Annotated in this window: 9 protein-coding genes; 8 read left to right on the forward strand and 1 reads right to left on the reverse strand. The window is 49.9% G+C overall.

Annotated elements, in window-relative coordinates:
- The 8 genes from HMPREF1548_RS29795 to HMPREF1548_RS02750 all read left to right on the forward strand — a co-directional run.
- A partial coding sequence (locus HMPREF1548_RS29795; protein ID WP_021634182.1) for a helix-turn-helix transcriptional regulator occupies nucleotides 1–947 on the forward strand: 947 nt, incomplete at its 5' end.
- A gap of 83 nt (nucleotides 948–1,030) precedes the next feature.
- On the forward strand, nucleotides 1,031–2,791 hold the full coding sequence (locus HMPREF1548_RS02720) for a cache domain-containing sensor histidine kinase (protein WP_021634184.1): 1,761 nt from the start codon (nucleotides 1,031–1,033) through the stop codon (nucleotides 2,789–2,791).
- A 173-nt stretch (nucleotides 2,792–2,964) separates the two neighbouring features.
- On the forward strand, nucleotides 2,965–4,581 hold the full coding sequence (locus tag HMPREF1548_RS02725) for an extracellular solute-binding protein (protein WP_021634185.1): 1,617 nt from the start codon (nucleotides 2,965–2,967) through the stop codon (nucleotides 4,579–4,581).
- Nucleotides 4,582–4,664: 83 nt separating this feature from the next.
- A complete protein-coding gene (locus tag HMPREF1548_RS02730; RefSeq protein WP_021634186.1) occupies nucleotides 4,665–5,615 on the forward strand; it encodes an ABC transporter permease in 951 nt (316 codons plus the stop codon).
- A gap of 86 nt (nucleotides 5,616–5,701) precedes the next feature.
- A complete protein-coding gene (locus tag HMPREF1548_RS02735) occupies nucleotides 5,702–6,601 on the forward strand; it encodes a carbohydrate ABC transporter permease (protein ID WP_021634187.1) in 900 nt (299 codons plus the stop codon).
- Nucleotides 6,602–6,644: 43 nt separating this feature from the next.
- Nucleotides 6,645–8,621, forward strand: a complete 1,977-nt coding sequence (locus HMPREF1548_RS02740) for an alpha-galactosidase (RefSeq protein WP_021634188.1) — start codon at nucleotides 6,645–6,647, stop codon at nucleotides 8,619–8,621.
- Nucleotides 8,622–8,667: 46 nt separating this feature from the next.
- Nucleotides 8,668–10,629, forward strand: a complete 1,962-nt coding sequence (locus HMPREF1548_RS02745) for an alpha-galactosidase (RefSeq protein WP_021634189.1) — start codon at nucleotides 8,668–8,670, stop codon at nucleotides 10,627–10,629.
- A gap of 534 nt (nucleotides 10,630–11,163) precedes the next feature.
- Nucleotides 11,164–12,150, forward strand: a complete 987-nt coding sequence (locus HMPREF1548_RS02750; protein ID WP_025487741.1) for a diaminopimelate dehydrogenase — start codon at nucleotides 11,164–11,166, stop codon at nucleotides 12,148–12,150.
- A gap of 191 nt (nucleotides 12,151–12,341) precedes the next feature.
- Here the strand turns inward: HMPREF1548_RS02750 and HMPREF1548_RS02755 are convergent.
- A partial coding sequence (locus tag HMPREF1548_RS02755; RefSeq protein WP_021634191.1) for an InlB B-repeat-containing protein occupies nucleotides 12,342–13,154 on the reverse strand: 813 nt, incomplete at its 5' end.

A 13,154-nucleotide genomic window follows, 5' to 3' on the forward strand; every position in this document is an offset into this window, starting at 1 on the left:
GGGGGGGGGGGGGTAAAAAGGGTACCTACTATCTGGTCCGTTATTTCGTGGATTTCAGGGAATCCGCAGAGCGTATCTGCGCCAGGCTGGAAGAACTGGGGCTGCATACCTGCGTAATTTTTTATCCCGAAAAGCTGTCCGTGGATCAGCTTTATGATGCGGTCCGGTTTCTGGAGGAACTACGGGAACGCGCCTTTTATGTGCCGGGCGGAAATGTAATAAGCGCCAGGCAGCTGGAGGAGCAGGTAAAGCTTCTGGAAGGGGAGGAAGAAAACAGGGAGGTATCCCGCCGGATACTGGGAGAAATGAAGGAGCTTCTTCATACCCAGTGCCTGGAAAAGAAGGCGGACAGGCTGGAAGTTTTTTTGCTGGAATATTTTGATAAACTGAATAATAACCCAAGAAAATGTTTTTATATCCTGGAGGAAATGAGCTTCTTTTTGTCGGAGATTTATGATGCCTGTGCGGCCCGGAAGAAGGAGGCGCGGCTTCCCGGAAAACCGGAATTGAAAGCTGCCGTATATCAGGCGCTGAATCTGGAGGAGCTTCGCAGGTTTTGTCTGGAAAACGGACTGGAAGGAATCAGGAGGCTGGGAGACAGAAAAGCGGAGGAGAGCCGGAAATACGAGCATGTGGTGAGCTGTGTAAAGCAGTATGTGGAGGCACACTACGGGGATTCCATCTGCGTGGAGGCGCTTGCTTCAGATATCGGGCTGAGTCCGAACTATGTCAGAAGCCTGTTTAAGGAGAGCGAGGGAACCACGATAAATGAATGGATTGTGGAATTCCGTATGGAAAAGGCCTGCGCGCTTTTAACGGACAGGCGGCTCAAGGTGAAGGAGATCAGCCGGATGGTAGGCTATGAAAACAGTTCTTATTTCTGTTCGGTATTTGCCAGACGCTTCGGTGTGTCTCCCAATGAATACCGGCTGGAAATACTGGGGTGAGCGGATGCGGCTGTTTCATGTCTGTACCTTGATGAGGATACGGAGGGAACAGCCGTTTTTTATATACGTAAGAGGAGTAAAAAATGAATAAGCTTAAAATGACATTAAAAAACATCTCCCTGCGCTGGAAGTTCTTTTTCGGTTTTCTGATTACCTCCCTGGTGCCCATTGTGGGCTTCGGCGTCTATGCTTATACGAATACGGAAAAAATTCTGCTGGAACAAAGCTATGGCAACATGGAGGAAAACCTTGCCAGGGCCAGCAACAACATGGATATGGTTCTGGATGGCTATGAAAGCGCTTCCTCACTGATATTCATGAATAAGCAGGTCCAGGATCTGATTTCTGTGGACTTTACCAATTATGGATATGAGGATCTGTACTACTACCTGAAGAACTATTTCGGTACGATGATGGCTATCAATTCGGATGTGAACACTTTTTCCATTTATACCACCAATCAGACGATCGCCCAGGATTATTATTTTATCTATAAGGTGACGGAGGAAATCGAACAGGAGGAGTGGTACAGACGCGCCAGGGCGGAAAATGGAAAGCCGGTATTTATGCGGGGCGGAGTAAATAAGGACGGAAATTATGTGTTTTACCTGGTGCGCTCACTGGATTATTACAGCTATGGAAGCCTGCGGAATGTCCTGCGCATGGAGATTGATGAGAAGCATCTTCTGGGTGTGATTTCCGAAGTATCCCGGGATGATGAAATGATGATTCTGGATGAGGAAAATCATGTGGTATCCTGTGCGGACAAGTCCCTTACAGGGCGATCCATCTATGACATACTGGAGGGCTATGAGGGAGAAATCGGGAATAACAGGCGTGACACGGCGGTTTATGACGGCAAGGAAATGCTGGTCAGCTCCGTAACAAGCCCCCAGGGCTGGAAAATACTTTCCCTTGTTTCCGTTCCCATGCTGGAAATGAATATCCGTACCTCCGTGAAGAATGTCATAATGTTTGGACTGCTGGCAATCGGAATGTCACTGGTCTTTTCTGCTATTATTTCCATACTCATTACACGCAGGATCAAGGATCTGACAAAATCCGTGGAAAAGATGAAGGACGGCGTATTCGGTGAAAGAATTGAAGACGGAGGCAGAGATGAGATCGGCATTCTGGCGGAGGTTTTTTCTGACATGAGCCTTATGGTGAAGCATCTCATTAAGGATATTTATGAAAAGGAGCTGATTCGTAAGGCGGCGGAGCTGAACCTGCTTCAGGAACAAATCAACCCTCATTTCCTGTACAATGTCCTTTCCTCAATTACCTCCATGGCCATACGCAGCGGGAACTCGGAAATATCCGATATGGTGGATCATCTCGCTTTGTTTTACAGGATTTCCCTGAATAAGGGGAAAAATATCCTTACGGTAAGGGAGGAGGTGAAGCTCCTTGAAAATTATCTTGAAATACAGAAGGTCCGTTTCGGCGATGCCATTCAGATAACCTGTGATCTGGATGAGAATCTGATGGACTGTCTGATTATCAAGCTGATACTCCAGCCCATTGTGGAAAATGCGATTCATCATGCAATGAAGGATGAAACAGAGGTCCTTCATATTGCAGTCACGCTGAAGCAGGAAGCGGATTATATGGTATTTACCATTATAGATGACGGGGTGGGGATGGATGAAAATACCGTAAAGGAAATCAATTCCGAAATCCGGACTGCGGTGAGGGGCTTTGGGCTAAAAAATGTTTCCATCCGAATCCAGCTGCAATATGGGCAGGACTACGGGGTAAAAGTGTACAGTAAAATAAATGAAGGAACACGGGTTTTAATAAAACTGCCTATTGTCCGGAGCAGGGAAAAAGATAAACTGTAAAATTTCAACACATATTGTTATATTTTTATATAAATATTCTCTGAAAGGTATAAAAATGTGTAATTTTTATATGGAGTGTTAAATTTTAATATGTATGTATCGTTAAAAACGACGTATTATAAGCACGTAAAAGTTATTAATTGTACATATCTTACAGAGAAGGAGAGGTTACTATGAAAAAGGCTATAGCAATGTTTCTGACCTTGGCAATGGGAGTTTCCATGCTTGCCGGCTGCGGAAACAGCAGCACAACAACAGCGGGGGGAGAGAGCGCGGCAGGCGCAGCGGAATCTGTGGCAGACAGCGGGGAAACGCCTACGCTCACTTTTTTCGATAAGAACTCGGGTTCCAAGCAGTTTGACGATCCCGTAGCTCTTGAACTGATGAAACGGACCGGAATCAATATCGAGGTGGTGAACCCGACGGGAGATCCTGCGGAGAAGCTGGCGCTTATGCTGGCCGGCAAGGACTATCCCGACATTGTACTGATGGACAGGGGAAGCGATATTGTAAACAAATATATTGAAGCGGGAGCGCTTGTTAACCTGACGGATTATCTCGATCAAATGCCTAATGTCAAGGAGATGTACGGTGACACCCTGAAGAAAACGAGATGGACTGACGGACAGAACTATTATTTATCCAACTGGTATGGAATGGATCCCGACCCGGTAAGCGGATTTATTCTCAGATACGATATCATGTGTGAGCTGGTGGGCAAGGAAAGGGCGGACAGTGACGAACCCTTTACCACATCTGAAATCATGGAGGTATTCCGCCAGTATAAGGAAAAATATCCTGAGGTTGACGGGAAAAATACCTTTGCATTGACCCTTGGTGACGAACAGGACAGCAAGGGAGCCATCCTGGGCATGTATGGTATGAAAACCTATTATGAAAAGGACGGAAAGCTTTACTGGGAAATCAGAGATCCCAGATATCTGGAAGCCATGCATTTTATCAACGGTGTTTATGAGGAAGGACTCCTGGAGAAGGAATGGGTTTCCAATAACGATGAACTGTTTAACCAGAAGCTGTCAACCGGAAATATTCTGGGATATATCGGTGCATACTGGGCTGCCTGGACCGCGAATTCCAGCCTGAACAGCACCGTAGGACCGGATGCCAACTACCTTGCCTATAAAGTGGTTCCTGATGGCTATGATCCCGATAAGACAACACTGGGCGGGCGTTCTTCCCTGGGCTGGGATGCCATTGCCATTACCAATAACTGTAAGAACCTTGACGCCGCCCTGAAATTCATCGACTACTGCGCAAGCCAGGAGGGTCAGGATCTGATGTTATGGGGAATCGAGGGCGTGCACTGGACAAAGGACGGTGACACCTATGTACCCAACGAAGAAATTCTTGACGGACTGCAGAACAATCTGGATAAGACCCGTGAAGAGACCGGTATTACCAGATGGACCTGGTTTGTAAGAAATGCCTCCACCCATAAAGACGGTTCTCCCAGCCGTATGCAGATGTCCAGAAAAGACATTACAGCGACCTGGGCGGATAAGAATCTGACCAATACCTATTGGGATACCGCTGAATTTGACAATCTGATTCCTACAGGAAGCGATCCTGTAGCCCTGAAGGCACAGAAAGTCCAGGATATCATCAAGCAGGCTTATCCGAAGATGATTAACGCAGCATCCCCGGAGGAAGTGGATAAGATTTATAATCAGATGCTCGCTGACTGCGAAGCCGCAGGCCTGGAAGAGGTAGAAGCGAAAATCAATGAAAATTACGCAGCGCGTATGGAAATCTGGAATGCGGATAACTAGGACAGCCGGTACTTATTAACATAAGAAGCTATTGGAAACGCGGTTTAAACAAACCGCGTTTCTTAAAAAAAGGGGGTATTAATATGGCGAAAAGTGCTGCAGTGAAGCCGCCTAAAAAACCGCTGAAAAGCAGACTGTGGAATCAGAGATATCTGTTTTTGCTGATGCTGCCGGCCGTTGTCTGGGTTGTATTTATATGCTATGCTCCAATGACCGGGCTTTACATGGCCTTCACAAACTATTCGCCCACAACGGAAGGGTATTTCCACGATCTGCTGGGAGCGCCGTTTGTGGGGGTGGACTGGTTTGAATATTTCTTTCAGAACGATTTTGTAATGATTATGCGCAACACGCTGGCTACCAGCCTTCTGACACTGCTGTTTTCTTTCCCGGCGCCTATCCTGATCGCTATTTTCCTGAATGAGGTGCGCAGTATGCGGATGAAAAAGTTCGTGCAGACCGCATCCTATCTTCCCTACTTTATTTCCTGGGTTATCGCGGCGAATATTTTCCTCACCTTCCTTTCGGGTGACGGTGTGGTGAACGATATCCTTCAGTTCCTTCATTTTACGGATGAGGATATCCTGTTCTTCCAGAAGGGGCCTTATTTCTGGTGGATCATTGCAATCGCCAATACATGGAAGGTCATGGGCTATAACGCCATCATCTATCTGGCGGCGATTTCAGGCATAGATCAGGAACAGTATGAAGCGGCGGAGGTGGACGGCGCCAACCGGGTGCAGCGGATTATTCACATCACGCTTCCGGCAATCAGGCCTACCATCTGTATTCTGTTGATTCTCGCCATCGGAGGAATCCTGAATACAGGCTTTGAGCAGCAGCTGCTGATGCAGAACGATTCCATCCTGAATTATTCGGACGTGCTTGATACCTACGCTTACCGGTATGGTATGAAAAACGGGATGTATTCCTACGGCACCGCAGTTGGCCTGTTTAAGTCCATTGTATCGTTTATCCTGGTGCTGAGCGCCAATTCAATTACGAAGAAGCTGAACGATTCGGCACTGTTTTAAGGGAGGACGAGAGTTTGAAGGTTCCCTTCAAACTACTGATTAATGCTGTATTGCAGGCAAGCCTGTGATATGCAGGGGGTAAGAACATGAAAAATAGAAAAATCAGACATAGAAGCAAGGAAGACTGGATTCTTGATATCCTTAAGGTTATCGTTCTCTCCGTGGTTACTATTATTACGGTATATCCGTTCTGGAATATTTTTATTATTTCCATCAACGACGCCACGGATGCCATCCGCGGAGGGCTGTATTTCCTTCCCAGAAAGCTGAGCTTTTCAAGCTATATGGAAATACTCACCAAGAAAACATTCCTTGGCTCCATCAAGGTGAGCGTGGCAAGGACGGTCATCGGAACGCCCATAGCAGTGCTGGCAACCTCCATGCTTGCCTATTCACTGTCCAGAAAGGATCTGGTAGGGCGTAAGTTCTGGAACCTGCTGTTTATTTTCACCATGTATTTCGGCGGCGGGCTGGTTCCGTACTATATGGTGTTAAAGGGGATTCACATGCTGAATACCTTCTGGGTATTTATTTTCCCGCTGATGATGAGTGTATACAATATGATACTGGTAAGATCCTATGTGGAATCCATGCCGGAATCCCTGTTTGAGGCGGCGAAGATAGACGGCGCCACGGATCTGACCGTATTTTTCCGGCTGGTGCTGCCGCTGGCGAAGCCGATTCTGATGACGATAGGTCTGTTTGTGGCGGTCAACCAGTGGAACTCCTGGTTCGACGCTTACCTGTATACATCGTCCCAGAGCCTGAAACCCATGCAATCCGTGCTGGTGGAAATCCTGAACCAGTATCAGACGGGAGGGAGTGTATCCCAGCAGATGTCAAACGCGAAATCCGGAATGACGGTGACGCCGGACAGCATCCGGATGGCGGCAACCATGGTGGCGACCATACCGATCATTATGGTATATCCTTTTATCCAGAAATATTTTGTCAAGGGAATTATGCTCGGAGCGGTTAAGGCCTGATTAAAAACAGGCATTCGGACGATGTTTACTACGGGGGTTAATTATGGTTTATAACAGGGGAAATGATAAAATAAATATATGCCTGGATCAGGAGAGCGGCACTTATTCACTGGAGCTTCAGGGGGGAGCTCTTAAGGATATGTGCGCGGCCGTCAGGCTTAAGGACGGAAGGCTTTTAAAAACCACGGATCTGTGGAAGCATGAAATATCGGAAACACAGAGCGATGAGGAGCCGGGGCGCTGCCGGAAGGTGTGCTTCCTCCATTCCGGCGGTCAGGAGTGGAGACTGGTCCAGGAATTCTGTATTTACGCAGACTTCCTGACCGTATCCGCCGCGCTGCTTGGCAGCCGGGAAACACAGAGCAACTATATTGCGCCGCTCTGCCCCGGAGAGGAAGGGAAACTGGATATGGAGGGGGATATCCGTTTCCTGTCCGCGCCCTTTGACAATGACAAATGGGCAAAATTCGTTGATTATCCCATCCAACATGCCCGGATGTCCTATGAATTCACGGCGCTTCATGAAGAAAACAGCGAAGCGGGGCTGGTTTTGGGTTCCGTGGATCACGATCACTGGAAAACAGGCTTTCTGGCGGAAACAGAAGAAGGAAGCGGCATAACAGGCATCCGCGCGGTTTGCGGCGCGGCGACGGAGGATACCAGGGATCTCAATGGCATAGCCCATGGCTATGTGCACGGGATGAATATAAAGAGCGCTCGTATTTTCGTGGGGTATTTTGATTCCATCCAGGAGGGCCTGAAGACCTACGGGGCCTGCAATGCGGCAATCCGGCCTGCGCTGCCCTGGAAGGGGCCCGCGCCCTTTGGCTGGAACAGCTTTGCGGCGCTGATGCCTTTGATTTCCTTTGAAAAGTACAAAGAAGCCAGTGATTTTATGAAGAGCATCCAGGATACGTTCCACGATGCAGACGGCACTCAGTATATTGACTATGATGCGGGCTGGGAACGTTTTACCAACAAAATGCAGGAAACCGTGGAATATGCCGGGGCAAACAACCAGAAGGCAGGCGCTTACTTCTGCCCTTTCATTGTTCTGGAGCCCTGGTTTGACAAAGAGGTGCCGGGTACGGGAGGAAATTATCTGTACCGGGATCTGATGCTGCGGGATGAGCATGGAGAGGTGCTTCCGCCGGTGGACGGACTTTACTCACTGGATGCAACCCATCCCGGCGTGCTGGAATATATGGAATATGTGACCGGAAAGCTGATACAATGGGGGTACAGGTTGGTAAAGACAGATTTTACGGGCCATGGCTGCCGGGAGGGTGTATTCTATAATAAAGACATTACCACAGGGGTGGAGGCTTACAATTACGGAATGAGCCATTTTGTAAGATGCCTTTCTGAGGAAAGGGCCGGTTATCCCATTCTTATCAGCCTTTCCATTGCCCCGATTATGCCTCACGGCTACGGCCATGCCAGAAGGATTTCCTGTGATTCCTTCGGGAGCCTGGATCAGTCGGCTTATCTGAATAACTGCATCACCTATTTATGGTGGATGAATGACTGTCTGTACCGCTTTAATGATCCGGATCATATCGTTACCTATAAAACCTATGACAAGCATACCACGACGCCGGAGGAGGGTATTACCCGTATGAATACGGGAGTTATCTGCGGCGGCCTGATGCTTGCCAGCGATGATTACGGCATACCTGCCGCCCGCGAACGTTCCCGCCGGGTGCTTACCAATGAGGAGGTAAACGCTGTGGCCAGAAAAGGCGGAGCCTTCCGCCCCGTATCGGGCGCACGGGGAGAATTTGCGGCGGATGTATTTATGAGGCAGGAGGAGGACGCGGTGCTGGTGGGAGTATTTAACTACAGCCTGTCGGATGAACGCCATATGGAAATCCCTCTGGAAAAGCTGGGACTTTCCGCCGGGGAAAGGTATATAATAAGAGATCTGTGGAGCAGACAGGAAACAGAGGCTGACGGCGGAGTTATCAGGGTTTCTTTAATACCCGCACAGTCAACCATTCTGAGAATCACAAAAGGATAAGAAAAAATAATGCCCGCCTGAGCGGACAGAGGGGAGAAAATTAAGTATGAATTGGGAAGGCCTGATTTTAGACGAAGAAACCGGACGCTTTACCCTTCGCTTTGCAGGAGGGGAATGCAGGGATTTATATGCGCAGGTAAAGCTGCAGGACGGCACCTGCCTGAAAACAACGGATATGAAGCTGCATAAAAAAAGGGAGACGGAGGTTACCACCGAAATAGGAAGCTGCCGCAGGGCGGAGTTTGTGCATGAGGACGGAGGCAGGATACAGCTGATACAGCAGTTCGACCTCTATGAAGAATACATGACCATCCGCCTGACCGCAAACAGCCCTGATACAATCACCACTAACTGCATGACGCCTGTCTGCGGCCATGGAGAGCAGCCGGTCCTTTCTATGGAAGGAGAAGAAATCCGCTTCCTCTCCGCCCCCTTTGACAACGATAAATGGGCAAAATTCGTGGACTATCCGGTAAAATATTCTTCCATGTCCTATGAATTCACTGTAATCCATCCGAAAGAAGCCGCGTCCGGCCTGGTTATGGGCTCCGTGGATCACGACTGCTGGAAGACCGGCTTTTCCGCCAAAACCGACAAGGACGGAAGCATTGTGTGCCTGGAAGCGATCTCCGGCGTAGCAACGGAAGACACAAGGGATCTGGACGGCGCCAGACACGGATATCTTACCGGGAGAGAGATCAGCAGCGCCCGTATTTTCCTGGGCTGGTTCGACGATTTCCAGTCCGGCCTTGCGGTATATGGAAAAGCCAATGCGGCGATCCGTCCCGCCCTTCCCTGGAACGGCCCTGTAATCTTCGGCTGGAACAGCTGGGCAGCCCTGATGGGCAAGGTATCCTTTGAAAAATATAAGGAAGCCTGTGACTTTATGAAATCCATCAAGGATACCTATCAGGGAGCGGATGGCAAACAGTATGTAAACTACGATGCGGCGTGGGGCCGCTTTACCAACAAAATGCGCGACTCCGTGGCCTATGCGGAAGCAAACGGCCAGGAACCGGGCACATACTACAGCCCCTTTATCACCCACGAACACCAGTTTAAACAGGAAGTGCCCGGCACCAACGGAAACTACCTGTTTGAAGACCTTCTCCTGCGTGACGAAGACGGAAAGATCCTTCCCCAGATAGACGGCCTGTATTCCCTGGATCCCACACATCCGGGCACACTGGATTACATCTCGTATGAAACGGACAACATCATAAAATGGGGCTTCCGCAGTGTCAAAACCGACTTTGTTGGCCATGGCTGCCGCGAAGGCGTATTTTACAACAAAGAAATCACTACCGGCGTACAGGCCTTCAACTATGGAATGAGCCATTTCACAAAATGCCTCTCTGAAGAACGGGCAGGCTACCCTATTTTTATCAGCCTTTCCATCGCGCCCATAATGCCGCACGGCTACGGACACGCCAGAAGAATATCCTGCGACGCCTTCGGAAGCCTGGACCAGTCAGCCTACCTGAACAACTGCATCACCTACCTCTGGTGGATGAACGACTGCCTCTACCGCTTCAACGACCCGGACCACATCGTAACCTACAAAACCTACGACAAACACTCCACCACACTGGAAGAAGGCAGGACCCGCTACCACACCGGCGTGATCTGCGGAAGCCTGATGCTCACCAGCGATGACTACGGAATCCCCGAAGCCAGGGAACGCGCCAGAACGATCCTGACAAACGAGGAAATCAACGCCATAGCCAGAAAAGGCGAAAGCTTCCGCCCTGTTTCCGGGGCCGCCGGAGAATTCGCCGCCGACACCTTCGTCCGCAAAGACGAGGATGCCACAATAGCCGCAGTATTCAACTACAGCTTGTCCGACGAGCGCCTTGTAGAAATCCCCCTGGAAAAACTGGGCCTCACCCCCGGACACCCCTACAAAGTAAAAGACCTCTGGACCAAAAAAGTAACAGAACCCCAGTCCAACACCCTCCGCCTCACCCTGCTGCCCGCACAATCCACAATCCTGAAGATCTACCAATAAATCAACACAAATACAACTATTTATAATATTAAAATAAAAAAGACTGTGGCTCCCCCACCTTTAAATTACTATTACAGTTAAGGGAATCACAGTCCTTTTTAGCCCCCCCAATCCTTTATCCTACTATTTAGTAGTGGTATTCAATATTCTTCCGGCCAGCCAGTGAGGTGCCAGCCATGTTCGGTCCCAGGGCGGGGGCGGCGGGGAGTGTTTACAGAGCCATTGGAAAAAACGGTGATGTTTCTTACTGCCCCGAAAGGCCAGGATTCCGCCGCCCCTAGCGGCTTGTCTGACGAAGACAGCAGACGCCAGTCGCTGTCTGAGGAGTTCCAGCCGCGTTGGCGAAATCCTGGCCTTTCGGGACAGTTAGAAACATCACCGTTTTTGAGACTGGCTCAGTAAACACCCCCGCCGCCCCCGCCCTGGGACCGAACATGGCTGGCACCTCACTCCTCCTCCCTGCCAAAAGAATTATGGAATTTCCCTCCCAATTATGTTAGGATGATAAAGAAAATATTTCAGAGGAGGATTCAGATGAGCATAAGAATTGGCATATTAGGCTATGGAAACCTGGGCAGAGGCGTAGAATGTGCGATTAAGCAGAACCCGGATATGGAACTGGCGGCAGTATTTACAAGACGCGCGCCGGAATCCGTCAGGATTCAGACACAGGGCGTTCCTGTCTGCAGAATTGAAGATGCGGTGCAGATGCAGGATAAAATCGATGTCATGATTCTCTGCGGCGGAAGCGCCACGGATCTGCCTGTGCAGACACCTGAGTTCGTGCAGTATTTTAATGTAATAGACAGCTTTGACACCCATGCGAAGATCCCGGAACACTTTACGGCCGTTGACGAGGCGGCGAAGAAGAGCGGAAAGGTAGGCATCATTTCCTGCGGTTGGGATCCGGGCATGTTTTCACTGAACCGCCTGTACGCAAATGCGGTACTCCCGCAGGGTAAGGATTATACCTTCTGGGGCAAGGGTGTCAGCCAGGGACATTCCGATGCCATCCGCCGGATTGAAGGGGTAGCGGATGCAAGGCAGTACACCATTCCCGTGGACGAAGCGCTGGCCAGCGTTAGAGCCGGAGAAAACCCGGAGCTGACCACCAGGCAGAAGCATACGAGAGAATGTTTTGTAGTAGCGCAGGAAGGAGCGGATAAGGCGCGTATTGAAGAAGAAATCAAGACGATGCCCAACTATTTTGACGAATACGATACCACCGTACACTTTATCAGCGAAGAGGAAATGAAGCGGGATCACAGCGGCATCCCTCACGGCGGCTTTGTCATCCGCAGCGGTAAGACCGGCTGGAATGAGGAGTTTGGGAATGTGATTGAATACAGCCTCAAGCTGGATTCCAATCCGGCCTTCACTTCTTCCATACTGGTGGCTTTTGCAAGGGCGGCATACCGTCTGGCAGAAGAAGGACAGTCCGGCTGCAGGACAGTATTCGATATCGTGCCCGCTTATCTGAGCGCAAAGAGCGGTGAGGAACTGCGCAGAACCATGCTGTAAGCAGAAGAAAAAGAACCATGAAAATTGCCTGGATACAGGCCGGATGGCCTGAAAAAGGGCGCGGAAATTACTGAACCCGGAGGATTGATGAATCTTCCGGGTTGTTTTTTTGAAGTATGATACCATATATAGTGAATTTGTTCTTTTTTCTGTATCCCCGGTTTCTGCCATGTGCCGTGTTTCCTGTCCTTTCAGATGCAGGAAGTGTCTGGGCCGTCCGGGGTATGGCAGGATGGATTTTGGGGTTTGCAGATTCGGTTAGCCCTGTGCGGAGGATGGGGCCTGCGGCGTACCCATCTGGCATAAAGGGTGATATCTCCGGTACTGCCCTGGGGGATTACCGTGACCTGTCTGCCTCCCCCGGGAGCATTATACCAGCCGGAAAAACGGAATCCGGTGCGCTCTCCGGGTGGCAGCAGCCGGATATCAGGAGAGACGGCCGTATAGGATTCCGGATTGGGATGGGAGCTTCCCTCCAGATTTTCATAGCGGATAGCATATACAATGGGAATCAGCCAGACCTGCGTCTGATTTCCGTTCAGCCTTATTTCCCAGCCATCGAAATCCTGAGGCGGTTTCCGGAAGGCATCGGCATCCTGCTGCGTAAGAGTGGTATGTGGGGGAGTGCCTTCTCCGGCAATGACAGGCTCTCCCTCCGGATTGGGTGATACATATCCGGAATTGTCCAGCTGTATTACGGACCCGGAATCCAGGCCGCCCTGAAGGAAGACTACGGCGTCACGATCTTCAATATAAAAACCATTGGTTATATCCCTCAGCCCTTCAATATAGAATTCTCCATTATTATAAATTCCCGGCGCATAGGACGAGGCCCGGTTCTCCCCGCCTTTGCCCAGCGAGGCCTGGTTCAGCTTATAGACCTGGGAGCCGATATCGTTGTATATTCCGCCGCCCACCCCCGCCTGATTCAGAAAAATATCACCGCCCGTAAGGATGGCTGTGCTGCCGCCGTGGTTCCATAGGCCGCCGCCCTGTCGGCGGGC

The sequence above is a fragment of the Clostridium sp. KLE 1755 genome, from assembly GCF_000466465.2.
GTDB classification, from domain to species: Bacteria; Bacillota; Clostridia; order Lachnospirales; family Lachnospiraceae; genus Eisenbergiella; species Eisenbergiella porci.